Raw genomic sequence first — 26,715 nt, 5'->3', positions numbered from 1 at the left:
CCAATCGCCGGTTTGTGCGTATTTACATAGTGCTTCAACCGCGCTTGGCGTGTTTGAGAAAGGTAGGGCGGGTCCGTCTTCGCCTGCGCGCCGCGGCGCGAACCCGCCAGATTGTCGTATGCCAGTTTTGTAAGGAGAGGAATCTCGAAAATGTCGACATCCGGGCGAGTTATTATAGTCGATGACAATAAGTATTCAGCCGAAATGCTTGAAGAACTTCTGCAGGCCGAAGGCTACACCGTAGACAAAGCAGCTAACGGAGATCAGGCCCTGGCCCTGATATCAAGCTGTCAGCCGGACCTGATTCTGCTCGATGCCCGATTGCCCGACATCGATGCCTTCGCGCTTCGAGCCAAGCTACAGAAAAACGAACTGCTGCGCGACGTACCGGTGATTTTCATGAGCGCCGACGACGATGCCGAGATGAGGCTCAAAGGTGTCGAATTGGGCGACGATCATTTCACCAAACCGTTCGTGCCGCGCGAAGTGCTTACTCGCGTTGAGCGTCAGGTAACCGTTTCGCAGGTTCGGATGGCCTTGCGTGAATCGGAAGCGAAATTCCAATCGGTCATGGAATCAGCCATCGATGCTATCATTTCAGCCGATATCTCCGGGGTCATTCGTTCGTGGAACCGGGCGGCCGCCGCCCTTTTTGGGTACAGTGCCGGCGAGGCGATAGGTCGGCCGCTTGAGCTGATCATTCCCAGGCAATACCACCAAGCGCACCAAGAAGGTATCAAGAGAGTCGGCTCGGGGGGGGCCACTCATGCTATCGGCAAAACCGTTGAACTATCGGCAATTCGAAAAGGGGGCATTGAGTTCCCTATCGAGTTGTCGCTGGCCACCTGGTTTCTGGATGAGGATCGGTACTACACCGGGATAATAAGGGATATCTCCGAGCGTAAACAAGCCGAGCAGAAGTTTCGTTCGGTGACAGAGTCGGCGATCGATGCTATCATATCGGCTGACCAGTGGGGCGTGGTCGTCAGTTGGAACAGCGCGGCTACCGCTATTTTGGGCTACAGTTCGGAAGAGGCTATCGGCCAGCCGCTCGAGATTATTATACCCGAACGCCACCACGAAGCGCATCGGACCGGAATGAAACGGATTACCGATGGCGGCGAAAGCCGGGTGATCGGCAGCACCGTCGAGTTGCATGCACGCACAAAAGCCGGCAATGAGATTCCCATCGAGTTATCGCTGGCTACCTGGACAGTGCATGAGGATCGCTATTTCACCGGCATAATCCGCGACATCTCGGAACGCAAAGAAGCCGAGACGAGCCTCAAGAACTATGCCGAAGAGTTGGCTCGTCAACACGAGGAACTCAAACTGGCCCAAAGCCAGTTGATTGATACCGAGAAGCAGGCCGCACTGGGACGGTTATTGGCCGGTTTGCTGCATGAAGTCAACTCGCCTTTGGGGGCATTGCAGTCATCGGCCAGTTCAATCGGTACTGTTCTGAACGGTTGTCGTGATTATATTGCCAGTGGCAATGGAAGTGAAGACCCTGCGGCCCGCCAAACGCTGGATGGCCTGGATATTGGCGATCAGTTGGCCGGCACCATGAAAACGAGTGCCAGACGCATCCAGAAGATATTTGAAAACCTAAAACACCTGGTCAGTATCGATGGCGCCGAGCGCAAGAAACACGACATACGTGAAGGGCTTCAGACTGTACTCACCTTGCTCGAACCTCAGCTTCAGAACGGCATAAGTGTTCGGCGCAGTTTTCCCGAACAACCTGTGGAAGTGCTTTGTGACCCGGCTCGACTGAACCAGGCTTTTCTGAATGTTATCCAGAACGCCATTGAAGTTCTCAAGGACCATGGGAACCTTCGTGTAACCATGGAGCCGCGCGATAACCTAATCGAGGTCATTATCGACGACGATGGTCCCGGCATGACGGCCGAGCAGATCAACCGGGCCTTTGATTTCAGTTTTTCCGAGAAAGATGGGCGTGTTCGTTTGTCTTTAGGATTGGCCACCAGCCGTCGAACGGTGGAAGAGGTCGGCGGCAAACTTGATATCGAAAGCAGACAGGGGCATGGCACCCGAGTACACATCACGCTGCCGCTAACTTAGTTTTTTTAGGGTGTAATCCAGGCAAAAGTAGAGTGGGTCCGTCTTCGGACCCACTATCGTTGTTATTCTTCCGGCTATTAGGTCGCGTCCGGCTGTTCGCGAACCGAATCCCCCACCGTGACTTTCGCCTCAGCCGACTTCTTCGGAAACCAGGGGATCAGCTTTGAAACCTCTCTGCGATACTTCAGATAGTTCTCGCCGAGATCGGCAATCAGATCCCTTTCCTCAAACCATATACCTACCAGAATGTAACCGGTGGTCATGATAGAGAAAAACAGATGTCCCAGCGTCATGTGAGGCGTGGCCCAAAAAGCAACCACAAAGCCAAACATGATAGGATGACGGACGATTTTGTAGAAACCGGTGGTTTGAAAATGCGGCGGCGTAAGGGGCTTACCAATCAGAGGCAGCCAGGTCTGACGTAGTCCGAAAAGATCGAAATGGTTGATCATGAAAGTCGACAAAAGAACAATGAGCCAACCCACTCCAAACAAAGCCGTCAAGGCCACTTTGCCCACCAAGCTTTCAACCACCCAGATATCGGCAGACATCGGACGCCACTGCCAATACATCAGTATCAGGATGCAGTTGGTGAACAGAACGAAGGTGCTTCGCTCGACTGACTTGGGGACGATCTTGGTCCACAGTTTCTTGAACCCGGGCCGCGCCATTATAGTGTGTTGGATAGCAAACGCTGCCAACAAAAGAGCGTTGATCAACAGGGCCAAGCCCAGTCCGGTCGACGGTCCGCTATCGATCGATTTGGGCACAAACAGGTTGCCGACAAACCCGACGGCATACAGGAATGTCCCCAGGAACAGCATATAACAAATCATGCTGTAGAGAAATGCGAGCACTCTTGACATAATCAAATCCTCCAGTCATGGATATTATGGATCGACAACACCCATAATATACGATAAGTTCCCAGGCGACCGCAGGATTTTGTTTTGGGTTAGTTGCCAACGAGTAGCTATTCCTCTAAGTTGTGGATTGGGAAAGTGTTAGGGGGTGACCATGACCACGTCATTGCGAGGAGTTCCGCGCAGTGCGGAACGACGCGGCAATCTCGTTATTGAGGAACCCACCTGTCGCTATGCTTTAGGTGGTGTAAGGGATTTGGCGAGGTCTTTGCGGACATAACTGTAACCAGAAAAGGAGCCGAGTTGGAATACTACGGCTTTGACGAAGTTTCGCTTGAGCACAGCAGTGCGGTTAATGGTCTTAAGTCTGTAACCAAGTGATCCCGTCACCCAATCTATGAGAAGTTTTCGCAATCCTCCGGTGGACAACTGGTGTGCTATCTTGTTCCTGATTCCGTTAAGCTCTTTCCATTCACTGTAGAGGCTACGCGCTTCCGTAGACGACCGGGTCCGCTTCAAGTCAGGCCAGATACATATCAGAATCTCTAGTTTCTGGACGAATGAAAGTCGAGCCTTCTCAATTCCCAGGCCTATGAGAAATTCCAGCGCAGCATTGATCTGAGACTCAACCAGCAGATGGCTTTTGAGCACAATCGTTTCAATATCCTGAGCACTAAGGAGTTCGCGCTCTATCGTCTTCCATAGTTTGCCAGACTCGGTCATTGCTGTGACGCCTATAGGTTTGGTGTATTACCCCCTTACCCATCATCCCACTTGGGTGAGCGCTTCTCCATGAAAGCAGTCAGGCCCTCGTGCGCGTCCTTGGTGGACATCATCTCCCGCAGGTAAATCTGTTCAGCCGAGGACAAGGCATCCTTGAATGATTTGCCGAGACCACTACGCACGGCCTTCTTAGTCAATCGTAGGATAGCCGCCGAGTTGACAGTCAATCGTGCCAGCCAGGCTTCGCAGTCGGATGCGAAGTTTTCACGCGGCAGAACGCGATTAACCAAGCCGATCTCCTGCGCCTGTTCGGCTTTGATAACATCACCGGTTAACAAGAGTTCGTACACCTGTTTGAGATGCGCGCTCCGTGGGAACGAGGCCGCCGCCACCGGTGGGAAGACACCGACTTTGATTTCCGGCTGGCCGAACTTGACGCCCGCCGCCGCAATCACCATGTCGCAGAAACAGGCCAACTCACAGCCGCCGCCCAGCGCCGCGCCCTGCACGAAGGCGATAGTCGGACACTGCATGCCGTCCAAGAGCCTGAACATCATGTGGAAAGTGTTGATCATTTTGTCGACCAACTCCGCGGTGTGTTCGGATACGTCGACACCGGCGGAGAACGCCTTGCCGTCCGCTTTGAACACCAGCGCTTTGAGATCGTTGCCGCCGGTGAGTGACTCAAGAGCCGAGTTGATCTCCTCCATCATGGCGATGTTGAGGACGTTCAACTCTTCACGCCGCAGTGTGATGTAAGCGACTCTATTGGTCGTCTCGAAAGTTATGTTTGCGAACGCGGGCATCTACGCCTCCCGGTTTATCAACATGGCCATCGACACGCCGCCGCCGCCGCAGATCGATGCCAGACCGACTGTGCCGTCGTGCTGCTTGAGCGCGTGGTAAAGCGTCACGATAATGCGCGCACCGGAAATCCCGGTCGGATGACCGAGCGCGATAGCGCCGCCGTGTACGTTAAGTTTGCTGCGGTCCCACTTGAGCACTTTTTCATTCGACAATATCTGAACGGCGAAAGCTTCGTTGACTTCGATCAGGTCGGCATCGGCTAGTGACATCCCGGCTCGTTCGAGCACGGCGGGGATAGCTATCCCCGGACCTTCACCCATCGTCGATGGCGCGGTCGCAACGGCCGAGTAGGCGGTGATCGAAAACAGAACTTTTGCACCGAGGGCGTTGGCTTTCTCGCGCGATGTAAAGACCAGCGCGCAAGCGCCGTCCGACATGCCGCAGGCGTTACCGGCGGTGACCGATCCGCCTTCTTTGCGGAAGACAGCCGGCAGTTTGGCCAGCTTCTCCACGGTCGTATCGCGGCGTGGCGTTTCATCTTTGTCGAACGTGATCGTCTCCTTGCGCGACTTGACTTCGACCGGGATGGTTTCCTCGTCGAAGCGTCCGTCGTCGATAGCCTTCACAGCCTTTTGGTGCGATTCGAAGGCAAACTGATCCTGGTCGGCGCGAGGTATCTCATACTTGTCGACTAAGTTCTCAGCGGTAGCACCCATCCCTTGACCGATCAGCGGATCGACCGAGTCAGACCAGCCGTCTTCGAGTTTCTTGTCACCCATTTTGAAACCGGTCCATCGGGTGCCTTTGAGCAGGTAGGGGATAGTCGACATCGAGTCGAATCCACCGATCAGCACCGTCTCCGAATCACCCAACCGGATCGACTGGCTGGCCAGTTGGATGGCTTTCATGCCCGACGGACAGGCCATGTTGATCGTCTGTGTCGACACTGATTCAGGGATACCTCCCCGCACAGCCGCCGTGCGCGACGGGTTGGGGCCGTTACCGGCCTGACGACAACTGCCCAGGATGACTTCGTTGATGTCATCAGGTTGCAGACCGGCTCGCTTGACCGCCTGGGCGATAGCTACGGCGCCGATGTCGAACGAGGCCATGCTCTTCAGAGTTCCACCGAAACGTCCCATCGGTGTCCGACAGGCTGATATACACACTACATCTTTGAGATCCATCTATGATTCCTTCCGTTCAAATTGCTTGGTCAAATATACTGGCCGCCGTCGATCTTGATAACTTCGCCGGTGATGTGGCGCGACTCCTCGGAGCACAAGAACGCAATCACCGAGGCGCACTCTTCGGGTGTGCCGAGGCGGGCCAGTACCGTTTCATCGATAGCCGTCTGCTTCACTTCGTCTGTTAGCTGGGCCATCATATCGGTCAGGATCATGCCGGGGGCGACGGCGTTGACATTGATCGAGGCTCTGCCCAATTCTTTGGCTACCGCCTTGGTCAGGCCGATAATGCCCGCCTTGGCCGCCGAGTAGTTGGCCTGTCCGAACTTGCCGCGCAGACCATTGATCGAAGTAACGTTTACGATCTTACCCGACTTCTGGCTGCGGAAATGCGGCGCCACCGCCCGAATAAAACTGAAGTAGCCTTTTAGATCGGTGTCGAGTACTGTGTCCCACATTTCCTCGGTCATTTTCCAGATGACGCCGTCCCAGTTGACCCCTGCATTGTTAACCAGAATGTCGAGCTTGCCGAATTCAGCGACCACTGTTTCTACCATTTTGGCCACGTCGTCGTGGTTGGTCACATCACACTTGATGGCCAGCGACTTGCGACCGAGATTTTTGATTTCATCGGCCAGTGCATTGGCCTCGGCGTCGTGTTTGCGGTAGTTCACGGCTACATCGGCGCCGCACTGGGCAAGGTAGAGGGCGGCCGCTGAACCGATACCCATCGACGAGCCGGTGACGATGGCGGCTTTTCCAGTAAGATCAAACATTTAGTATTCTCCTAATTCATTTTATGTCTTGTGGGCGGCAAGTGGATGCCACTTGTGGCCGTCCTCGTCTGCCCATGCTTCGACTGCGCTCACCCTTCGACTCCGCTCAGGGTGACCCGGCCAAGCCGGGTTGTTCGCGCTTCGCGTGCCTGTTTCACCGACCGGCCGTAGGCCGAAAAAGGGATTTATCCCTCACCCCTCCAAGGTCGCGCCGCACATCCCGCAGAACTTGTGCAGCCCGGGAAGCTGCGTTGCGCCGCACTTGGGGCAGGTGTGCTTGTAAGGCCCATACTTGAACTCTGAGGAACCACCGTCGGCGGCCCGCTGGCGCAGCCCCATGTAGTCGGAGGCGCGCTTTTCGACAAAAGCGGCCATCCCCTCGTTCGGTTCCCACGATGAAAAGTGCAAAGTCAGCCAGTCGCGAGCATGGCCGATAGTTTGGAACCAGACCTGCTCCTTCCAATAGTTGACCGAACTCTTGGTGTAGCGCATACACTCCGGGAATTTGTTGAGCATCTTTTCAGCCATCTCTCGGCAGGCTTCATCGAGTTTCTCGCGCGGTACGACTTTGTTCACCAGGCCCCAGTCAAGAGCCTTGTCTGCCTTGATACGTTCATTGAGATAGAGAATCTCACGGGCGCGGCGGTCGCCGACAAAAATCGGCAGCCACTGAGTAGCGCCACCGCAGGCGACCGAACCGACATTGGTGCCGATCTGTCCGATAAACGTATCGTCGGCCATGATCGACAGGTCGCAAGCCATGTGCGATTCGTTACCGCCGCCGACGGCCATGCCGTTGAGTCGACAAATGACCGGCTTGCCACATTTCAGGATGGCCTCTATGTACCCGGCGAAAATACCCATGTACTTGAAATAGTCGCGCGGCCGCTGCGTATAGTACGATGCATACTCTTTGACATCACCACCGGTGCAAAACGATTTGTCGCCGGCGCCGGTGTAGATGATCACGCCCACTTTGTCATCCCAGGCTGCATCGGTAAAGGCCTGGGTTAGCTCCATCAGACAAGGTGTGCTGTAAGCGTTGTAATACTTGGGGCGATTGATCGTGATCGTGGCGACCCAGTCCTTCTTCTCGTAAAGCACTTCCTTGAAATCGTACTCAGCCGGGTCCTTGGGTTGAAAGAACTGCATATCTGCCTCTTCCGTGTTTTATGTTTCACATTCCTGTTTGCTCGAATTGTGTCTTCGCAGTCCGGAGAGGTCGGTCGTATCCTGCTTTCAAAGCCGAGTGTAGATACCAACCGTAGTCTCGCCGACAGGCGCTTAAGTTAGGCAGGCGGCCCGAGGATATCAAGCGGATTTTGTTTATGGGGCATATCGGCCTGATAAACAGGCGGTCGGACGACAAAACAGGGCAGGATCGCTACGCTTTTGGTCGCAGAGAATCGAGCCTGGTCAGGGCCTCAACGACGCCCCCGGCTATTGCCCTGGCTTTATCTGAAATGCGAAAGCAGAGTTTAGAGTCTCCTCGCGGGTCGATATCGCCCACTTTCTGGTCCTGAGAGATGGTGGTGCCGCCACGCAATAAACCGCGCACAACTCCGCCGATTTCGGCCTGTATCGGCGTGTCCGCCACGCGGCCAATCTTGCGACCAGGGCTGACCAAGTCGCCGATGTTGACGACAGTCGTCAGCTTTCCATCGCACGGCGCACGCAGTACACGCTTGAGGGAAATCCCTTGAACTTCAGCTGGCTGTCCGGTGTATGGTTGGGCTTCGCCTTTGAGTATGACCTGTCCGAGCTCGGGTCCACGGTTGGTTTCGACAGCCGCATGACAGTTTCGCCCGGCATAGAATCCGGGACCCAGCCCGATTACCAAAGGAGCCATATCTGTTGAGCAGTCTGATTCAAGCTTGGTCATGCGGGCATCAATCAACACAGCCGGATTCAGCCGCTGCACCGCCGAGGCAGCGGGGTCTATCAGCAGCGGAACGAACGCCTGCGTCGAATCGATGTCGAGGTCCGATGGTTCTACCAGCCGCGCTGTCACAGCCTCAACGGCAACCTCGCGCTCGAATACAGCCTCGGCAAAGCAGACGGCCCGCCGCACGCATGTTGGTCGGGTCTGTTCAAGTGCTAAGACCTTACAGCCATCTGTGTGCAGCCGATGAATCACGCCGGAGGCCATCTCACCCGCGCCCCGGACGACAATCAGCTTGCTGACCTTATGCGATTGTATTGACATTTCTTACAGCCGAGTGTTTTTGGTCTTGCCTCAAACCTCGTTTGGGGCGGCGATCGGCGCAGTAATACACCCTTAGACTCCGCTCAGGGTGAGGTTGCCAGCGCGCGAAGCGCGAGAAACAGGCTTGCCTGTCACCCCCAAAGCGGCTTTGAGGGTGCCACTCAATAACGTCGGGTCGCGTACACAACTTGCTCGACACGCTCATTGCGATAACTAATCGATCTGCGTTCTGTTCTTGACGGCGACCAGTTGGGCGACGATAGCTATGGCTATCTCACGCGGACCTTCAGCCTTGATGTCAAGCCCGATCGGTGCAGACAGGCGCTTTAGCGCATCCTCTCCAACGCCCTGAGACTTCAGATAATCGAGATGTTTTGCTATTTTGGCTTTGGAACCAATCACGCCTATGTAAGCGCAGTTCTTGTCAATCGCGTGCAGCAGGATCGCCCGGTCGCACTGGTGTGAACGGCTGACCACCACAACGTAACTCTTTTCATCAACCGGCGGCAGGTCTTTCTCATATCCGGCATCGGTCAAAACAGTGGATACCTCCGGCCCCAAATCAGCCAGCAGGTTCATGCGATCATCGACAACCATTACACTGAAATCCAGACCTTGCACCAGTTGCACGATCTGGCGTCCAACATGACCCGCGCCGAAAACTACCAGTCGATTGGGACTATCGAAAAGCTCCATGAACAATTCCGCCTCTCCGCCGCATTGCATGCCGATAGCATCGGCGCCGTTCTGTGTGAAACGATATCGCTTGAATAGATTTCCAGACCCGCCGGCGTGCATCGCCAGACAATCGTCGATAACCAGTTTCTCGAACCGACCTCCGCCGATAGTTCCGGTGATGGTTCCATCGGCAAATACCAGCATCCGGGCACCAACCGCACGCGGCGACGAACCGTGCGTTTTGATGATCGTGGCCAGAACGAAGGGGCGTCCGCTGCGACGGTGACTGACTATCGCTTCGAAGACGTCCATTAGCTCGTGGTCCCAGTCACTTGCTTTAGCGCCCGTTGGTAGTCGGCGTCGGTGTTGATGTCGGATTGATCGGAACCATCCTCAAGTTCGACCGTTCGACTGCGATGTTTTTCTATCAACTCGTTGCCAACCAGATCGCCCTCAAGTAAGGCCAATTCTCTGTGGAGAGTTCGATCAAAAACAATGGGATGACCACGACCGGCCGGCGTCTGCACATAAAGTATGGCCGGACGTTTCTTAATGAACAGCTCCATGGATCGGTTAATCAAGGAACATCCAATAGTCGGTTTATCACCGGGCAAGAAAAGCAGAGCGTCCGAGTCAGGCGGTGAATTCCGGACGGCGCATCTTATGGAAGAGGCGCGTCCTTCCGGCCAGTGTTCGTTGTGCACAACACTCACGCGGTCACTGGTCTGTGAGTTGAGCGCGGACAGTAGCCGGTCATGTTCAAAGCCGGTTATTATCAGTATTGATGCAATGTCAGACTCGGCCAGGTTCAGCAACGTCTGCTCTATTATGGTACGCCCGCCAAAGTCAAGCAGTAGCTTGTTGCCTCTGTTCATACGGGCGGAACGACCGGCCGCCGGTATCACGCCGCAGATGTTCATTAGCTGACCGTTACTTTTTCAAGGGCTGCTTTTATCTTGCGCGCTGTTATCGGCAGCGAAGTTATTCGCACGCCGACGGCGTCGTAGATAGCATTGGCAATAGCCGGAGCTGTGGCAACAGTGGGCGGTTCCCCGATTCCGATGGCGCCAAAGGGCCCGGTCGGTTCCGGGTCCTCAAGCAGGATAACGTCGTAACGCGGAGTATCGGAGATTCGGTGCATCTTGTAGCGGCCGAAATTGTCCGCCTTGATCACACCTTCGACGCTCTTGCAATCTTCGGAAAGGGCATATCCGTAGCCCATCGAGATACCTCCCAAAACCTGCCCGCGTACCGACTCCGGATTGATGGCCCGCCCGATGTAGTGGCAGGCGACGATCCGGTCGACTTTCACTTTGCCCGTGTTAGTGTCGACGGTTACTTCGGCTATCTGTGTACCATAGGCTATCGGGTGATAGGCATTGCCCTGCCCGGTATTGGGGTCGAGTGGTTCGGTGTACTTGTCGCCCTTGAAGATTGACTCGCGTCGCATCGGCTTGCCGAGTCGTTCAAACGATCCGTACAATTCCGCCGCGGATATCGTTCGCGAAGGACTCTTTTCACAGGTCGCAAAGCCGTCCGTCAGCATGACTTGATCGGCGCTGCATTCAAGCAATTGAGCCGCGACCGCGAGAATATCAAGGTGCAGTCGTTCGCAGGCCATCTTGATGGCGTTCCCGGTGACGAATGTCTGACGAGTGGCCACACTTGAACCGCAGTTGGGTGTGGTATCCGAGTCGCCGGTAACCATTTCAACATGGTTGGGTTTCAGACCCAGCGTCTCAGCCGCGATCTGTGGGAAAATCGTGTTGGAACCCTGGCCGTAGTCGACCGTGGAGACAAACACGCGCGCCCCGCCCGCCTTGGTCAGTTCCACGACTGCGTTACCCCGATCAGGAATTCCGGCGCCAAAGCCGATCCCGTACCACAACGACGCTGCCCCCCGTCCCCGTCGTAAGTGAGGAGATTCGATAACCGTGCGATCAAGTTGTTCGTCCCATCCGATCCTGTCGGCGGCGAGGTCGATTGTTTTGCGTCCCGGTGTGGTTTGCACGATCTGCCCGGTGGCGGTTTTGGAACCCGGCTTGAACGAATTCAGCCGACGCAATTCGACCGGGTCCATGTTCAGTTTCTCAGCCAGCGCATCCAGCAAAGATTCCGATGCAAACACCGCTTGTGGTGTGCCGAAGCCCCGCATGGCGCCGCAGAAGACGTTGTTGGTGTACACCGAAAGGCCGTGCACCCGCACGTTGGGAATCTCATAAGGTCCGCTGACATGCACACAGATCTTCCGCAGGATATTCGGTCCCCACGAAGCATAGGCCCCGGTGTCGGCCAGGACGTCGGCTTTGAAGGCGGTCAGTTTTCCATCGTTGGTTGCTCCCAGCCGGATTCTAATTCTGGCCGGGTGTCGTTTTTGGGTTGATTGAAAGGTCTCCTCGCGGCTGTACCGCGTCCGGACCGGACGACGGGTTAAGAAAGCCGCCAGGGCGCAGTGGATTTGTCCGTATACATCCTCACGCTTGCCGAAAGCGCCACCGACCGGCGGTTGGATTACACGGACATCATCTTTTGGCAGCCCGAGAGCGCGGATAATATTCAACCGGTCAAAGAAAACATGCTGAGTCGGCGCTTTGAGGCAAAGCTTGCCGCTATCATCGAAATAGGCCAGAGCAGCCTCGGGTTCAAGCTGGGCATGGTCGACACGGCCGGTGGAGTACTCATCCTCCACGACGACATCGGCTCTCTCGAAGCCCTCATCGGCATCACCCTTGATGATATTGAACTCATAAAGCAGGTTTCCCCTGGGATGGACCTGCGGAGCGTCTTCGTCCAGAGCGCGTTCCGGATCGAAGAGTGGATCGAGGTCATCATACTGCACTACGATTGCATCGCACCCCTGCCGGGCTGTTTTGTAACTGTCGGCGACAACCAGCGCGACAGCATCGGCATAAGACCGCACCCGATCCTCGGCCAACACCGGAATGTCACGGATGATCTTGCCGTAACGATTGTCACCGGGAATGTCTTTGGCCGTGATCACTCGCACGACGCCGGGTATCTGTTCAGCGTCCGAGCTGTCGATCGACTTGATGATAGCGTGGGCCCGCTGCGATCGTTTTGTGACCAAATAGAGACAGCCCGGCGGATCGGCAATATCGTCGGTGAACTCGGCGCGACCGGTGACAAGACTCTCGGCGTCGCGACGCGGCACCGACCGCCCCACCCATGAGGTATCTTTTTCTGGGCCGACCAACTCCAATCCGTCGGCAGGTTGATCGAGTGGTAACTGTCCGGAGGCTTGCTTAACGGCGTCAAGTATCGGTTGGTAGCCGGTGCAGCGACAGAGGTTGGTCCGCAGAGCATGTTTGATGGCGCGGTCGCCCGGTTTCGGGTCGTCATCCAAAAGGGCTTTGGCCGCCATGATTACGCCCGGTGTGCAGAACCCACACTGGCAGCCCTGCCGGTCGATAAAAGCCTGCTGCAAAGGATGCAGCTTACCGGTGGATGACAGGCTTTCGATAGTCTCGACTTTAGCTCCCTGCACATCTTTCGGTGCGACCGAGCAGGAGCGAACCGCCTTGCCGTTCAGGATCACCGTGCAACAACCGCAAGTACCGACATCGCAGCCGCACTTGGTTCCTTTCAACTGTAAGCGGTCGCGCAGGATATCCAGCAGCGATTCGTCCGAAGACACCTCAAGTGAATGTGGAACGTCGTTGACGGATAGCTGTATTTGGGTCGTTTCGGTCATGGCAGACAATGATAGAGCGGGGCCCGCCAATTGTCAAGCTATGGGCCCCAGTGGCGATGGGGTCCAAAGCGATCAGTTGGCCTTTGCCTTCACTCTTTTTGGGCGCTCGGTATCTTTAAGGCGAACGATGTCGATTGGCTTGTCGGCCAGTTCTACCAGCCGCGAGACCACATCGTCGACAAGAAACTGCGGGGTCGAGGCGCCGGCTGAGACGCCGACATTGGCCACACCGGTATTGGCGCCAAACCATTCCGGCTTGATGTCGGCTGCCGATTCAATTAAAACACCCGTTCCGCAAAGATCATCTGAGATACTGGCCAGCCGTTTTGAGTTGGCCGAAGTCTGCGAGCCGACCACCAGAATCATGTCTACTATCGGGGCCATCTCCATGATCGCATCCTGGCGCTGGGTGGTGGCGTTGCAGATGGTGTTAAAGACCTCGATATGCGGCCATTTGCTCTGGGCCAGTTGTTCGACCTCTTCAAATTGCTGGGCGTGCGCCGTCGTTTGAACAGTCAAGCCGAGTTTGCGGTCCGGCCAGTCGGGCAGGGCGAGGAGTTCTTCGTTATTCGCCGCCACCGTGATTTTGTCCGGTGCGTGTCCGACTATGCCGGCTGTTTCATCGTGGTGTGGATCGCCATAGTGGATTACATGCAGTCCTTTACCGATTGCACGCTTGATAATACGGTAGATCCGCGTCACCAGCGGACAGGTGGCGTCGATCACTTCCAGGCCTTTGGATTCGGCCGCTTCGACGACGCCGGGAGAGATTCCATGGGCCGAGATAATTAAAAGGCCGGAATCGACCTCGCTCACCGCCGTTGCCTGGCCAACCCCGCGTTCGCGGAAACCTTCCACCACTGCTTCATTGTGCACGATTTCATTCAGGATCGTCACCGCGCCGTCGTTGCTTCGTGTCTCTGCTGTTTCGTCGGCTATTTTGATGGCTCGTTCCACCCCCATGCAGAATCCCTGGTGCCTGGCCAGAACGATCTTTTCTATCATATATCTACACCGCTAACTTTCTATCAACCTTGACCGGTTACTACATACGCCTTCCAGACTCGACAGTTTCCGAACAACAAATTCCCGCCGGAGGAGGAGTTCCGTAGTCCGGGCAGATACAGAGACTCCCCCCCTTGACGGGAAAAAATCTCTGTAGTTAGTCCGGCGGCGTAACAAAGACTTTCCGTGTCCACAAACCATACGCGCGAACTCCTCTATGCGCCGACAAAATGTGTCAGGAAATATTCAAGCAATCTGAGATCATTGTCAAGTTCAGTGTGAAAACTGCTGGCCAGAATCCGGCCCTGAGCCACCAGTACCGGTGTGTCCTGATATACGGCCAGGGTCTTGATTTGAGCGCCGAGGCGCGTAATCCGCGGTGCTCGGATAAAAGTGGCTTCAAGCCGCATGCAGCCACCGTTGAGGCTAGCCTCGATATGATCGGTGAATGAAAAAACCTGCCGGCCGTATCCGTTGCGCACGACATCGATGTCAAGCAGACCAAACGGTTTCAGACCGGCCTGGTTGTCCTCGATTTTTGCGGCCAACATAATCATACCGGCGCAGGTGCCCCAGACAGGCCTTTTTCGCCCGAATTCCACAAGCGGTGCCCGCATTGCGAAGCGGTCGATCAAGTAACTCATAGTGGTCGACTCGCCACCGGGAATAATCAGACCGTCGAGCGGTTCCAACTCCGAGGGAAGACGCACCTGTACCGCCTCGGCACCGGCCAGTGTGAGCTGGTGTTCATGGCGCTCAAAATCCCCTTGCAGGGCGAGCACGCCGATCTGTGGTTGCTTTTTCGACATCGTATATTATACAGGCAGAGGGCTGTTTCTTTGGCTTTAAGGTAAGGGAATTACGAGGTGGGTCAAGGACGGATTAGTCGTAGTGCAAGTTCGGATGCTCATGTTGCGCTGGGTCCTTTCTCCCGCCACAGGCGGGAGATGAGACCCTGCGTTCCCTGATTGACAGCAGGGTCACACCTTCACCTTCGGTGAAGCCAGGACCCTACTGAACAAAACCAGCGTGTTTGCGCGTGGTGTACGTCCTGGTTCGCCACGATATCCGCGCAGGGGGCGGCCTTGTGTCGCCCCAGGGGAGTGTCGCTCAACTGCGTTCGCGGTGACAGGTGTCGGCGGACACAAGGCCCGCCGGTACGCGACAGAAAAAGCCGCCTGAACGGGCAGACGAGGGCGGCCACAAGTGGCTTCCATGTCCCGACTAAAGGGCCAGCTCAGCCTGGGCGGCATGCGACAAAAGCTTGTCGGGATATTGCTGGCAGAGACGTCCGTTGAGACGATTTCCGGTTTTCTTTTTGTTCACACCACCCCATTGTTTGAAGAAAAACGCGACGGCTTGTTCCCGGCACTGACCTTGGATATCCAGCACCCACTCTTTCTCCATCGGGCGGGCGCCGGGTCCTGATTCTCCGCCGACAATGGCCCAGTCAATGCCTTGCAGGTCCAAACCGGGCAGCGACGACAACAGCGGTTCCAGCGAAAGAAACTTGCCGTATGCAGAGGTCAACCGAAGGTCGTCGATGCGATTGTAGAATCGCTTACTCTCACATGTCACGCCCATCCAGACGTTCTCCGGCCAATTCAACCGTGGGGAGAGTTTCAACAATCGTCCGGATCGTTTGGTCAGGATTTGAAAGATATGCTGAGGTGCGTCGGTCATCACCTCGAACAGCTTCCGAATAAACTCGAACGGCACGTCTTTATGAAACAGATCGGACATGGAATTGACAAAGACCATGCGCGGTTTACGCCAGGTGCGCACCTGGTCGAGCATCTGCGGGTGCAGGGTCAGCTCAAAACCATTGACGTAGTTGGGCGACCCCATCGCATGCAGCCTGCGGGCCATCCGCTCGGCGTAACAGTTGGTGCACCCGGCGCTGATTTTCGTACAGCCGGTCACCGGGTTCCAGGTGGTATGAGTGTACTCGATACGGGATCGGGCGGTCATGGGTTCTTTGGTTACTACTCGTGATTAGAGTGCAGAGACGGTCTCAAGGCTACTCGCCGAGGTGCTGTCAGACTCACAAACACCAGATCGACTTTTCGAGAGCGCGGGTCAGGTCTTTAGTCGTTGGGATGTGTGCTGCAATGCTCTCATCGTTACTGTCTGATTCAACACTCGAACAGGTCACAATGCGACCATTAATACTGACCGTCGGTGTTTTGACCGGTCGTTCGGTTTCGACAAACCGGGCCAGGATACCTCGCTCGCTCACGAAACGTCTGAGAAACTCGCGAGTCTTGGTCTGCCTGGGGTCCTTGCTTGAGTAGATCAATCCAATTTCCATAGGAAACTCCATGTTTCACTATTAATGTATCTCTGCTCTGTCCGGTCAGTCAACAAGATTTTCCCTCACCTACCATGTTCTACGGAAGAAACGAGAATTCGTTGTTACACACAGCGCAGTTTTCTCTGTCATTCCTGCTCGTTGTTTGTCATTCCTGCGAAAGCAGGAATCCATCTTCAATGAAGCGACTTGTCGCCTTGCCTGTGTCGGGCGGGGTCGCCCAACACCACCCGAGAACAAGCCCTATGGCGTCTGTCCGGGCTGCTGAGACTGCTGCACTTGACGCATGGTCTCCTGCACCAGTCGAGTGGCATAACCGGCTCTGAACCGGTTGACCTTGACGCCTCGGTCGAAGTACTGATACGCGACCGGCATCAGCGACTGGTTTCTTGTCATGGATGCAACAATCAGGTAGACCCTTCCGGTCATCATTTGGATCGCAAAATCGGTCGGGTATTGATTGGCCATCGATCCCAGTAAGTTCAGGGCCGGCTGATACTGACCGGTGCGCATGTAGATATCAATCTGCAACTGTCCGGAAGATTTTGTCAGCGGATGTTCGGCATGATGTCGGGTTAACTCCAGTTGTGCGCTGTCAAGATGGTTATGTTGCAGGTAGACCTGCGCCTGTTCGTAGAGCGATGGTTCATACTGAGCGGCTTGCGGGTTGTTGAAATTCTTGCTGATATTGAAAAGTTTGACCTCGGTATCACGAATCCAGTAGGTCGCCACCGGCTGGAGACCCTCCAGTTGCGGATAATCACGAGCAGCCACGGTGAGGTTGGAGACATCCACGGCCAGATGCGTGATCGGCTGCCGATCGAACAAAGTGCTGTCGACATCGGCCACTCCGAAAAGATGTATGAACGACTTGAGTTTTGTGTTAAGAGTCAAGGCCGGACCGTATGGCCCGGAGATCACCGCATTCCGTCCCACGATTTCTGAGATGCCTGCGTTGGCTTCCATTAGGTTGAAGTTGTGGTCCAGGTAATGCACACGACGTATTCTGAATCCGTTAGCCAGGCCGGACAGCCCGATCATCAGCAGGATCGACACTACTACTACTTTTCGAGAGATCTTGAAATCGTATTTCACGAGCGCCCGACGCATCGCCCAAACCAACAACACCGCAGCCGGTAGACATCCCCAGGTCAGCATGCGATAGGGTGTGTTGTTGAAATAAAACACATTGCCGACGATATGATATAGCGCAAACCAAAACAGCAAAGCCAGCAGCACAAAATCCGGTTTTCCCGGTATTGTCGGGGTCAATTGTCGCTTCGACACCAGTCCGTCAATCAATGCAAAGACCAGGACGATAATGGCCGGGATCAAGAAGAGGGCGTAGCGCAAGGGGGAATAGTTCAATGGCATCAATCCAAGCAGTACTATCCCCAGCCACGATGCCGACAGCCTGATCAACGGAGATAACGGTTTCTCGTTATCGCCACGCTTGAAAAGAATCATGACCAATCCGGCCACCAGTACAAACATGAACAGATCGGGATCGAGATAAAACATCCGGTTCTGAAATCCATAGCCGATCAAGTGCTCGAAGAAACCCCAGGGTGAACTCAGCCCCGCTGGAAAGCCACGCAGCCCATACGACTGCTCGCCGACATAACTGAAGGCTGCCGAGAAGTTGCCGCCATAGAGAAGCAACACGATCAGTACCGAACCAACGGCGTACGCGCAGAAGGTCAGGGCCATCTGTCGATAGCGGCCAGGTCGCCCCGACCAGAAAACCGCCAGCAACAGCGCGGGCAGTAATAGGGCGCCGAAGAGTTTACCGGTAAAGGTTGCGGCCGCCACCAACAGGGCGGATAACACCAAGCCCCACAGTTTGTGCCCGAACCAACAGTAAACGAAAAAGAATATGGCGGCGATAAGGATCAAACCGTTCTCAAGGTACGACAGCCGTCCATAAGTCAACAGAGTGACATTGATGACAAAGCAGAGGGCCACAGCCGCCGTCACCCAACTACGACAATGACGAAAGATGCCCAGGAGAAAGAAAAGTAATCCACCCAACGACAAAACCATCCCGACCACGCCGGCGTTTTCGCCCGACACGCCCCAGACGGAGAACACCAGCCAGCCGACCGCCGAGGTTAGCGAGTGTTGATAGACCGTCCAGCGCGGGTAGTCGAATGGGTCCCAGTCGTCGTAAAGAACCTGGTTGCGCGCATGATGGACGTACTGGGCGGGATCGGTGGCCAGCGATTGTCCCAGACCACTGTAGTACATAGGTGGATCGGAGGTCAAATCCGACGACCAGAAGAGAAACCCACCGATTACAATTAGCAGGGTGAGAGTGTAGAAAACCCAATCGGTCTTGGTAGGTGAGGGTTTCATTCTGAGTTAGCCGCCGGTCACCAGCACAACATTGTCCACCGATTAGTCGACCACGATCCTGTGGGTCCTGTACGGATCGATAGTACCGATCATCCATCCGAACTGGCCGGTGCGTTCAAGCTCTATGGCGAAAGCATCGGCGTCCTTCGGAGGCAGCGCTATCAACAGGCCACCGGAAGTCTGTGGGTCGTACAGCACTGCTTTTAGATTAAACGCAACGGAGGCGGCGATTGAAACCTGGTCGATGACAAACTCCCGATTTGCCCCGGCGCCGCCGGGGATCATCCCGGCCTCGGCCAATTCCAGAGCTTGCGGCATCAATGGTATCAGGGCTGAATCCAGGTGCACGGTCACGTCCGATGCTATCGCCATCTCAAGAGCGTGACCCAACAAACCGTAGCCGGTGATGTCGGTTGCAGCATGACAGTTGTGTTTCACCATCAGTTCGGCCGGTCCTTTGTTTAACTGGGCCATTTGGGTTGCGACAATCTTTTCCAGCGCCTCAGGCGCTGCGCCGCGCTTGATCGCGGTAGTGATCAGTCCGGTGCCGAGCGGCTTGGTGAGAAACAGCCGATCACCGGGTTGAGCGCCGCCGTTGGTAACGACTCGCTGTGGATCAATGACACCGGTCACGGCGACGCCGTACTTAAGTTCCTTGTCCTTGATCGAGTGACCGCCGACAATCACGGCGCCGGCTTCGGCAACTTTGTCACCACCGCCCCGAAGTATTTCCCTCAGATAGTCGTCCGGCAGGGTGCCCATAGGAAAAGCGACAATGTTCAATCCGGTCAATGGCCGCCCCCCCATGGCATAGACATCCGACAACGCATTAGCGGCCGCTATCTGTCCGAACTGATACGGATCATCGACTATCGGCGGAAAGAAATCGACAGTCTGCACCAGCGCCTGCTGTTCGTTAAGTCGAAAAACACCGGCATCATCGGCCTGGTTGAATCCCACTATCATATCAGGGTGCGACTGTTCCGGGAGTCCTTCAAGTGTCTGAGCCAAAAACTTTGGCGGGATCTTTGAAGCTCAACCGGCGCAACTGACCTGGGCGGTCAGCTTGATTGTTTTTTCTTTGCGTTTATCTTCCATACTTCAGCAACCTTCAGAATCTCATCCTCACGAATGTCCCGGCGCCGAACGACTGCCGAGCAACCGCCGGGTTCAGACAGACCTCGATGGTGATACCTTTCTTCTGATCTCGATTATAAACACGGACTGCTTCCATGAGATGATTCTTGGCCGATACTGCATAAATGGTCGACACGAAACCCACGCCCACGGCGCCAACAATAAACCAATGGTAATCATCGTGCCAGTCTTCTATCGCGGAAGCAACCAGCATCACACCGAGAAGCCCGGCCCCAACGTAACCGGTAGCCCGGGCTATAGATTTCTTTTTCGCATATTGTTCCATCTCGTAGTCGGCCCGACTGCTGCCCGACATCAGCAGCCTTAACGTTGAACCGGAGGTGCCGACCTCCTGGTAGGTGTCGCCACTGTCGGTCGAGTACTTCCAACCCTGGAGGATCTCTTTCTTGAGTAGTATGTCCTCAGCCGAACCGGAGCTGGTCATGATTGTGCCAAGTATCAACATTACGAAGAGAGTTGTCACAAATGATCTCGGCATTCTTCACTCCTGTGGGTTGTTCAACCACATCGATAATAGTCGAATGCTGTTTAGAAGTCAACCGCCCCGTTTTGTGTGGCCCGGTTGTTCAGGGAGTGTTGAAAAAGTCTCCTATGCTGGGTGGTGTTGGGCGACCCCGCCCGACGCCTTTCTTCCAACTAGCCGGCTGTCAGGCGAGTCACCTGTCAGCACCTTCATCGCGAAGAACTTCACTTTGTGGCATGGTGAGTGTATCAACAAGCCCTTCGTTGCGCGGCACTCTCAAACTCGGCTTGGGCGTGATAAATCACTTTTTCGCGCTCCGTGCGTTTATAACCTCAGCCTGAGCGGAGTCGAAGGGTGCACGGTCAAGCCGTGTCTTGGTGACTCCGCCACTTTTCAGAGACAGGCGTAGCGGGATAAACAGGCTCGCCTGCCGTCCCGAACAAGCAGGCTGTGTCATAATGTGGTTTCGCAGGGTCCTGACCAGGCCTTAGGCGTGGTTGTGACCCTGCGACTCTTACTAAGGCGTTGTGTATGGGCAGCCTTTGAAACCTCCGGTTCACACACTCGCCTGCGGCAAACGCAGTAACCGGAAGAAACTGCAGACGGCCACCCTGTCGACCAACGTTGGCGGGTTCACGCCACGGCGCGCAGGCGAAGACGGACCCGCCCTACAAGAGAGGATGGACCCCGGCCTTCGCCGGGGTGACATTCACTGCATCACCGGCTACAACGACTGAGCCAGCTTGACGAACTCGTCCACATCCGAAAGTGAACGATTCACAGCGTCGTTCCAAAACTGCTCGGTAGTAAGGTCGACCCCGAGGTGTTTACTCGCCACATCTTCGCTGGTCATACTGCCGGTATCGGACAACAGCGCCGAGTACTTGTCGGCAAATGCCGACCCTTCACGCTGAGCGCGGTCATAGACACCACCTGCGAAGAGATACCCGAAGGTGTACGGGTAGTTATAGAATGGCGCCTCGGTATAGTAGAAGTGCAGCTTGGAACACCAAAACAACGGATGATACCCGGACTCGTCAAGCAACCCTGCGAAGGCGCGACGTTGTGCGTCGACCATCAGTTCGCTCAGACGTTCGCGAGACACCACGCCGGATTTGCGCTCACTGTAAAAGTTCTTCTCAAACAGGTACCGGCAATGAATATCGCAGAACATGGTGTATGCACCCTGAAGTTTCTGTTCAAGCAGCATCAGTTTAGTCTGCGGATCGTGTTCGGCTTCCAGGGCGGCGTCGACGACCAGCGTTTCGGTGAAGATCGATGCCGTCTCGGCCAGATTCATGGGGTACTCGGTGGCAAACGGCGGCCGCTCTTTGAGCACCCATTGGTGGTAGGCGTGGCCCAGTTCATGGGCCAGGGTCAACAGGTTTTCAAAAGTCCCGGCATAGGTCATGAAAATGCGCGACTCTTTGATCGGTCCCAGCGACGTGCAGTATCCACCGGCGCGTTTACCCGGTCGGTCTTCACCCTCGATCCAACGATTCTCAAGGGCCATCTGCATGAACTCGGCCATGTCGTCCGAGAACCCGGCCGCCTGTTCAACGATAAACTTACCGGCGTCATCGAAACTGTAGAGCTTGTCGGTCTTACCGCACGGTGCAAACTGATCGAACCACGAAAACTTGTCGATTCCCAACAGTTTCTTTTTGGCGTCGATGTAAGGTTTAAGTTTGGGTGTTTCGCGACGGATAACTTCCCACATGGTGTCGAGCGACGTCTGCTGCAATCGTGACATTATCAGCGGCTCATACAGCGGCGACTCCCAGTTGCGGTGTTTGTACAAGGAGAGTTTGAAACCACCCAGATTGTTGAGCACCATCGCCGTCTGATCAGCCTGCTGACCCCAACCATCAACCATGCCGTTGAACGCTTGCTGCCGGATTGACCGATCCGGGTCGGACAGCTTGGTGGCGATTTGACCCATCGAGAGTTTTTGGGTCTCGCCTTTTTCGGTGAAGTCCACCCTGATGCCGCCGGCGATCTTGTCATACATCCGGCTCCAGGCGTGCAGCCCGTTGACACCCAGGTCCAAAGCCAGCGTCTCTCGTTCCAGGGGCATCTTGCTTTTGGCGATGGTCCGTCGTTCGTCAAGGTAGAAAGAGACGTCCTTCATGGTCGGCTGCGACAGCAAGAGTTCAAACTCCTGGTCCGACACTTTCAGACAACGCGCCTCAAGACCGGTCTGCAACTTTTTCCACTGCGATACCTGAACGTCGGCTTCCGCTTCAATGGCGTTGGCCGCGGTGTCGTCGACATTTTGCGAACTCAAGCATCCGGCCATAGAATACGTGAGGTCGATATTCTCGGACAAGGCTTGCAGCTTGTCGATGAATCCGGTCCACTCGGCCACCGTGTCGGCGGTGATACTCTCGGGAAGCTCGGCCAGGTTGTCGGCCATTGTCACCAAGTCGGCCGCCGATTGTTCACGGTGCTTCTTGAACTGTGGCGAGCTACTGCCGCCGGGGAAGATCGACTCCAGGTCCCAGGTAGGAGCGGGGGGAATAGTGGTCAGAGTGGTGGTCATGGTAGTATCTCCTAAGATATGTTTTCTCAAAATTCGCGGCTCCAAGTATAATTCAAACCGATGCTTCTGGCAAGTGGCGACTGCTCAAGTTTCGCGCCTGGTGTACGTGCTGGTGCGCCACGTTATCCGCGCAGGCGGCGGCCTTGCTTCGCCCCAGGGGAGTCTGCCTCGACTGCGCTCGCATTGACGGCTCTCGGCGGACACAAGGCCCGCCGCTACGCGACAGAAAAAGCCGCCTGAACGGGCAGACGAGGTCGGCCACAAGTGGTTTCCACCTGCCGCGCACGGGACTGTACAACGAGGTCGGCCACAAGTCGTTTCCACCTGCCGCGCACGCAGTTTCTGGTTTACAACCGCACTATTCATCCGTTATTATGGGGTGGAAGGTATTTGTACTATGACTATCAGCTAACCAACATCTTCAACCCAACGGCCTCTTGTCGCTCCCGCCCAGGCGGGAATCCATCCGTGACGTCGTTTGATCAAGACCAAAGATGGCCCCCCGCCTTGGCTGGGGGTGACAGACGGAAAAGCACAGAGTTCCACCATCACTCACAAGAACGAGGAATAATAGTGTCGCGCAAAATGCTGATAAGTGCAAAAAACCTAACGATCTCTCATCTCGGCCGTCCGATAGTCGATAAGCTGACCCTGTCGGTCTCATCAGGCGAGTTGGTTGGTCTGATCGGTGCCAACGGTTGCGGCAAGAGTACGCTGCTGGCCACTCTGCAAGCCAGGCAGGCGGGAGATGAAGCGTACTTTACCAACAACGATTTCGTTTTGTCTGGTCATATAGATTTCCCCAACGATCTAAGTCTGACCCGATTGCCGCAAAACCTGAGAAGAGAACCTGAAATCCTGCGAGACAGCTCGATCGACTCCGCTGCTATCCGGCTGGAGCATCGCTTGCGAACTGAATTCAGTTTCGACGCCGAGCACGACGATCTGAGCCGGCTCTCCGACGGCCAACTTCAGAAACTGGCGCTGATCCGGACACTGTCGGTCGAGGCTGACCTGACGCTTCTGGATGAGCCGAGTAACTACCTGGACATCGACGGTCTGACCGCTTTTGAGTCCTGTGTCAGGACCATGAAAGGGCGGGGACGAGGCTTCCTGATGGTGACGCACGATCGGACAATGACCGATAACCTGGCCGATCGCACCGTGTACATCACGCCGAACGGTATCTATCACACTCAGGGCGGCTTCCATCAGGCCTGGGCACTCAAGAGTTCCGACTTTGAATCTCGAACGAAACGGTCGACGCAGATCAAGCGCAGGATTGCCCGCCTGCAACAGGACGTACACCGCAAATCGCAGTGGGCCGACAACCTTGAGAAGAGTAAAATCGGCGCCGGGTCCGGCAAACCGACCATCGCCAAAAAAGCCAAGCGGATGGCCCAGCGAGCACAACATGCTTCTCAAAAAGCACAGAAAGAGATCGAGAACCTCAAGAACAGTAAACCGCTGGTGCCCAAAAAACTCGACCTCGCATTCCCCTGGCATGAAATCAAACATCGCCAAGTGTTCGCACTGGACGACTTGTCTTTTGACTACGATGCGGAGGACCCATCCGACCGACGCACCTCTCTGTTGCAGGATGTCAGTTTCTCGGCCTCGACCACCGACAAGATATGTCTGATGGGCTCCAACGGTGCCGGAAAATCGACCCTGCTGCGCTTGATTATGAAACAGATAGCACCTCTCAGCGGACGCAGCTACCTGAACACGGGCGTCAACTTGCACTACTTGCCGCAGGGATTGGAAGGTTGCTTTTCCGAACCTTTGTTGCTGGACAACTTCCGCAGGTGCGAGAGCGATGAGACCACCGTGCGCCAGTACCTGGGTGCGGCCATGATCCGTAAGGACAAGGTGACCGAACCGATCAACCGTTTTTCGCAGGGTGAGTTGATGCGCGCGGCTATCGTGCGATGTCTGCTGTTGCGGTCTGAGTTTCTACTTTTGGATGAACCGACCAGCCATCTCGACATTGAGTCCATCGAAGTGCTTGAACGCATGCTTGACAGTTTCACGGGTGGTTTCCTGCTGATCAGCCACGACCGCAGCTTTGTCCAGAACGTAGCTCACCAGCTTTACCTGTTGGCGGGGTCCAGGCTGCGGCTTGTCTGACACCTTCTAATGTAGGCAGGTTTGTCTTCAAACCTGCCGACAAAGGCGGGTCCGAAGACGGACCCACCCTACGGTCTTGCCTACGGCTTGACCGTGCACCCTTCGACTCCGCACGGGGTGAGGTATTGGTGCTGTCAGGCGACTCGCCTGACAGCTAATGGCTTCGTGGGCGGGCGTCGGGCGGGGTCGCCCAACGCCACGTTGTGACGACACCTACCAGGATGGTAGCAAAGGGCGGCAGGTCACACAAATCCGCTCACGTCCGCCGCGGCGGACAAGACCTGCCGCAACTACGAAACGTCGAGCAGAACCGCTACTGGCGTTGCCGTCGATTGAAGTCGGAACCGCTAGGAGGGTTCCGACCTACGGTTCACCTACAGTCTACTGGCGTTGCCGTCGCTTGAAGTCGGAACCGCTAAGAGGGTTCCGACCTACGGTTCACCTACAGTCTACTGGCGTTGTGATCTTCCCCCGCTAAAACGGACAGGTTAAGAAGATAGGGTTTGCCATCGCTCGAAGTCAACCGGGCTTTTCATTTCCAGTGACGAATGACGGCGTTGACGGTTGTAAAACACTTCAATGTATTCAAATATCTTCGCTTTGGCCTCCTGTCTTGTCTTGAATCGTTCTCGATTCACCAATTCTGTTTTCAATGTCGCAAAGAATGACTCCATCGGTGCATTGTCCCAGCAATCTCCCTTGCGACTCATACTGCAAATCATCTGAGTTTTTGTGAGCAGTTTTTGATACTCTGTTGCGGCATACTGACCACCACGATCCGAATGATGCATCAACTGAGGTTTCACCTCTCGACGATTGATAGCCTGACGCAAGGCCTCAAGGGTCAGTGCGGCCGTCAGTCGTGGACCCATCGACCAGCCGATAAGCATCCGTGAGTGCAAATCGATCACACCAGCTAAGTACAACCAGCCCTCAGAGGTCCAAACATATGTGATATCGGACAACCAAACCTCATTCGGATAGTCAGCGCTAAAGTTACGATTCAGCAGATTCTCCGAAACCGGATGATTGTGTTTCGAGTTGGTTGTCACACGATACTTGCGCTTGCCAACGGCCCGTATCCCATTAAGGCGCATCAACCTGGCCACGCGGTTCTCACCGCATGACACACCCGATTCGTTTAGTTCAACCGTCAAACGTCGCGAACCGTAAGTCTGACGACTGCGATTAAAAGCAATACGTATCTCTCGAAGCAACGCCTGATTGGCACGGCTACGCGCACTCTCAGGGTTCCTCAGCCAGGTGTAAAACCCGCTACGAGACACCTCCAATACTTCACACATCTTACTCACCCGATACTCTTTCCGATGATCACGAATGAACGCATATCTCACTACTTTCGGTCGGAGAAGACCGAGATCGCTTTTTTTAAGATGTCGCGCTCCTCACGAAGATCGGCGTTCTCACGCTGTAAACGTCGCAACTCAGCTTGTTCTGGGGACAAATTGCCGGTACCCACAAAGGCCAGATCCTGATCTTTAGCCAATTGCTGTTTCCAGCGACGCAACACATTCTCGCCAATATCCAAATCACGGGCAACTGCGGCGAGTGGACGACCTTCCTCTGTAACCAATCTCACCGCTTCAACTTTGAAAGCTCTGTCAAACTGACGACGTTTCCTCGACATAAACACACCTCCAAATAGAACTTAATCCTATCTTCTCGATGTGTCCACTAAATCGGGGGAGGTTCA

Annotated in this window: 21 protein-coding genes; 2 read left to right on the top strand and 19 right to left on the bottom strand. The window is 55.2% G+C overall.

Translation table 11 applies throughout. The features are described from left to right. The first annotated feature begins 150 nt into the window (after window positions 1-150). On the top strand, window positions 151-2,085 hold the full coding sequence (locus tag OEV49_17065; protein ID MDH3892775.1) for a PAS domain S-box protein: 1,935 nt from the start codon (window positions 151-153) through the stop codon (window positions 2,083-2,085). Window positions 2,086-2,162: 77 nt separating this feature from the next. On the opposite strand, the gene OEV49_17060 is transcribed toward OEV49_17065, so the two are convergent. The 18 genes from OEV49_17060 to OEV49_16975 form a co-directional block, all read right to left on the bottom strand. Beyond that, the gene (locus OEV49_17060) at window positions 2,163-2,951 is read right to left on the bottom strand and encodes an isoprenylcysteine carboxylmethyltransferase family protein (GenBank protein ID MDH3892774.1); all 789 of its coding nucleotides are present in this window, start codon (window positions 2,949-2,951) and stop codon (window positions 2,163-2,165) included. A gap of 228 nt (window positions 2,952-3,179) precedes the next feature. Beyond that, window positions 3,180-3,671 carry a hypothetical protein gene (locus OEV49_17055; protein MDH3892773.1) on the bottom strand — a complete coding sequence of 164 codons (492 nt, stop codon included), beginning with the start codon at window positions 3,669-3,671 and terminating at the stop codon, window positions 3,180-3,182. Between the two features lie 35 nt (window positions 3,672-3,706). Further along, window positions 3,707-4,477, bottom strand: a complete 771-nt coding sequence (locus OEV49_17050) for an enoyl-CoA hydratase/isomerase family protein (protein ID MDH3892772.1) — start codon at window positions 4,475-4,477, stop codon at window positions 3,707-3,709. Further along, the gene (locus OEV49_17045; protein ID MDH3892771.1) at window positions 4,478-5,665 is read right to left on the bottom strand and encodes a thiolase family protein; all 1,188 of its coding nucleotides are present in this window, start codon (window positions 5,663-5,665) and stop codon (window positions 4,478-4,480) included. 29 nt (window positions 5,666-5,694) lie between these two features. After that, window positions 5,695-6,441 (bottom strand): 3-oxoacyl-ACP reductase FabG, encoded by a 747-nt coding sequence (fabG, locus tag OEV49_17040; GenBank protein ID MDH3892770.1) that lies wholly within the window; start codon window positions 6,439-6,441, stop codon window positions 5,695-5,697. A gap of 192 nt (window positions 6,442-6,633) precedes the next feature. Next, window positions 6,634-7,593 carry an enoyl-CoA hydratase/isomerase family protein gene (locus OEV49_17035; GenBank protein ID MDH3892769.1) on the bottom strand — a complete coding sequence of 320 codons (960 nt, stop codon included), beginning with the start codon at window positions 7,591-7,593 and terminating at the stop codon, window positions 6,634-6,636. Between the two features lie 232 nt (window positions 7,594-7,825). Then, window positions 7,826-8,647 (bottom strand): selenium-dependent molybdenum cofactor biosynthesis protein YqeB, encoded by an 822-nt coding sequence (gene yqeB, locus OEV49_17030; protein ID MDH3892768.1) that lies wholly within the window; start codon window positions 8,645-8,647, stop codon window positions 7,826-7,828. Between the two features lie 213 nt (window positions 8,648-8,860). Continuing rightward, window positions 8,861-9,637: an XdhC family protein gene (locus tag OEV49_17025; protein MDH3892767.1), complete on the bottom strand. Its 777-nt coding sequence runs from the start codon at window positions 9,635-9,637 to the stop codon at window positions 8,861-8,863. Then, the gene (locus tag OEV49_17020; GenBank protein ID MDH3892766.1) at window positions 9,637-10,245 is read right to left on the bottom strand and encodes a nucleotidyltransferase family protein; all 609 of its coding nucleotides are present in this window, start codon (window positions 10,243-10,245) and stop codon (window positions 9,637-9,639) included. Before OEV49_17020 ends, OEV49_17025 begins: the two co-directional genes overlap by 1 nt. Further along, window positions 10,245-13,037 carry a molybdopterin-dependent oxidoreductase gene (locus tag OEV49_17015; protein ID MDH3892765.1) on the bottom strand — a complete coding sequence of 931 codons (2,793 nt, stop codon included), beginning with the start codon at window positions 13,035-13,037 and terminating at the stop codon, window positions 10,245-10,247. The genes OEV49_17020 and OEV49_17015 overlap by 1 nt, the downstream gene beginning before the upstream one ends. Window positions 13,038-13,109: 72 nt before the next feature. After that, window positions 13,110-14,042 carry a 4-hydroxy-3-methylbut-2-enyl diphosphate reductase gene (gene ispH / locus OEV49_17010; GenBank protein MDH3892764.1) on the bottom strand — a complete coding sequence of 311 codons (933 nt, stop codon included), beginning with the start codon at window positions 14,040-14,042 and terminating at the stop codon, window positions 13,110-13,112. Between the two features lie 215 nt (window positions 14,043-14,257). After that, window positions 14,258-14,851, bottom strand: coding sequence for a pyridoxal 5'-phosphate synthase glutaminase subunit PdxT (gene pdxT / locus OEV49_17005; GenBank protein MDH3892763.1), 594 nt, complete (start codon window positions 14,849-14,851; stop codon window positions 14,258-14,260). A gap of 415 nt (window positions 14,852-15,266) precedes the next feature. Next, window positions 15,267-16,013 carry a phage Gp37/Gp68 family protein gene (locus OEV49_17000; protein MDH3892762.1) on the bottom strand — a complete coding sequence of 249 codons (747 nt, stop codon included), beginning with the start codon at window positions 16,011-16,013 and terminating at the stop codon, window positions 15,267-15,269. Between the two features lie 73 nt (window positions 16,014-16,086). Continuing rightward, complete coding sequence (locus tag OEV49_16995; protein MDH3892761.1) at window positions 16,087-16,353, bottom strand: hypothetical protein; 267 nt, start codon at window positions 16,351-16,353, stop codon at window positions 16,087-16,089. Between the two features lie 243 nt (window positions 16,354-16,596). Further along, window positions 16,597-18,708 carry a hypothetical protein gene (locus OEV49_16990; GenBank protein MDH3892760.1) on the bottom strand — a complete coding sequence of 704 codons (2,112 nt, stop codon included), beginning with the start codon at window positions 18,706-18,708 and terminating at the stop codon, window positions 16,597-16,599. Between the two features lie 42 nt (window positions 18,709-18,750). Further along, window positions 18,751-19,734: a selenide, water dikinase SelD gene (gene selD, locus OEV49_16985; GenBank protein MDH3892759.1), complete on the bottom strand. Its 984-nt coding sequence runs from the start codon at window positions 19,732-19,734 to the stop codon at window positions 18,751-18,753. Between the two features lie 85 nt (window positions 19,735-19,819). Beyond that, the gene (locus OEV49_16980; protein MDH3892758.1) at window positions 19,820-20,344 is read right to left on the bottom strand and encodes a hypothetical protein; all 525 of its coding nucleotides are present in this window, start codon (window positions 20,342-20,344) and stop codon (window positions 19,820-19,822) included. A gap of 709 nt (window positions 20,345-21,053) precedes the next feature. Then, window positions 21,054-22,871, bottom strand: coding sequence for a M3 family oligoendopeptidase (locus tag OEV49_16975; GenBank protein MDH3892757.1), 1,818 nt, complete (start codon window positions 22,869-22,871; stop codon window positions 21,054-21,056). Window positions 22,872-23,444: 573 nt separating this feature from the next. Here OEV49_16975 and OEV49_16970 point away from each other — a divergent pair. Then, on the top strand, window positions 23,445-25,001 hold the full coding sequence (locus tag OEV49_16970) for an ATP-binding cassette domain-containing protein (protein MDH3892756.1): 1,557 nt from the start codon (window positions 23,445-23,447) through the stop codon (window positions 24,999-25,001). Window positions 25,002-25,489: 488 nt separating this feature from the next. On the opposite strand, the gene OEV49_16965 is transcribed toward OEV49_16970, so the two are convergent. Next, window positions 25,490-26,649, bottom strand: a protein-coding gene (locus tag OEV49_16965; GenBank protein MDH3892755.1) for an IS3 family transposase whose coding sequence is annotated in 2 segments (ribosomal slippage) — window positions 25,490-26,376 and window positions 26,376-26,649 — 1,161 coding nt in all. Because the reading frame shifts where the segments join, the coding sequence is not laid out codon by codon here. Window positions 26,650-26,715: the final 66 nt, after the last annotated feature.

Source organism: Candidatus Zixiibacteriota bacterium, from assembly GCA_029860345.1.
In the GTDB taxonomy this organism is placed as follows: domain Bacteria; phylum Zixibacteria; class MSB-5A5; order GN15; family FEB-12; genus JAJRTA01.
This window is presented reverse-complemented; position numbering and strand designations above follow the sequence as displayed.

Bases quoted from the DNA above. Each gene is read 5' to 3' on its own strand.
- OEV49_17065 (MDH3892775.1), top strand. From the start codon at position 151: ATGTCGACATCCGGGCGAGTTATTATAGTCGATGACAATAAGTATTCA.
- OEV49_17060 (MDH3892774.1), bottom strand. From the start codon at position 2,951: ATGTCAAGAGTGCTCGCATTTCTCTACAGCATGATTTGTTATATGCTG.
- OEV49_17055 (MDH3892773.1), bottom strand. From the start codon at position 3,671: ATGACCGAGTCTGGCAAACTATGGAAGACGATAGAGCGCGAACTCCTT.
- OEV49_17050 (MDH3892772.1), bottom strand. From the start codon at position 4,477: ATGCCCGCGTTCGCAAACATAACTTTCGAGACGACCAATAGAGTCGCT.
- OEV49_17045 (MDH3892771.1), bottom strand. From the start codon at position 5,665: ATGGATCTCAAAGATGTAGTGTGTATATCAGCCTGTCGGACACCGATG.
- fabG (MDH3892770.1), bottom strand. From the start codon at position 6,441: ATGTTTGATCTTACTGGAAAAGCCGCCATCGTCACCGGCTCGTCGATG.
- OEV49_17035 (MDH3892769.1), bottom strand. From the start codon at position 7,593: ATGCAGTTCTTTCAACCCAAGGACCCGGCTGAGTACGATTTCAAGGAA.
- yqeB (MDH3892768.1), bottom strand. From the start codon at position 8,647: ATGTCAATACAATCGCATAAGGTCAGCAAGCTGATTGTCGTCCGGGGC.
- OEV49_17025 (MDH3892767.1), bottom strand. From the start codon at position 9,637: ATGGACGTCTTCGAAGCGATAGTCAGTCACCGTCGCAGCGGACGCCCC.
- OEV49_17020 (MDH3892766.1), bottom strand. From the start codon at position 10,245: ATGAACATCTGCGGCGTGATACCGGCGGCCGGTCGTTCCGCCCGTATG.
- OEV49_17015 (MDH3892765.1), bottom strand. From the start codon at position 13,037: ATGACCGAAACGACCCAAATACAGCTATCCGTCAACGACGTTCCACAT.
- ispH (MDH3892764.1), bottom strand. From the start codon at position 14,042: ATGATAGAAAAGATCGTTCTGGCCAGGCACCAGGGATTCTGCATGGGG.
- pdxT (MDH3892763.1), bottom strand. From the start codon at position 14,851: ATGTCGAAAAAGCAACCACAGATCGGCGTGCTCGCCCTGCAAGGGGAT.
- OEV49_17000 (MDH3892762.1), bottom strand. From the start codon at position 16,013: ATGACCGCCCGATCCCGTATCGAGTACACTCATACCACCTGGAACCCG.
- OEV49_16995 (MDH3892761.1), bottom strand. From the start codon at position 16,353: ATGGAAATTGGATTGATCTACTCAAGCAAGGACCCCAGGCAGACCAAG.
- OEV49_16990 (MDH3892760.1), bottom strand. From the start codon at position 18,708: ATGAAACCCTCACCTACCAAGACCGATTGGGTTTTCTACACTCTCACC.
- OEV49_16980 (MDH3892758.1), bottom strand. From the start codon at position 20,344: ATGCCGAGATCATTTGTGACAACTCTCTTCGTAATGTTGATACTTGGC.
- OEV49_16975 (MDH3892757.1), bottom strand. From the start codon at position 22,871: ATGACCACCACTCTGACCACTATTCCCCCCGCTCCTACCTGGGACCTG.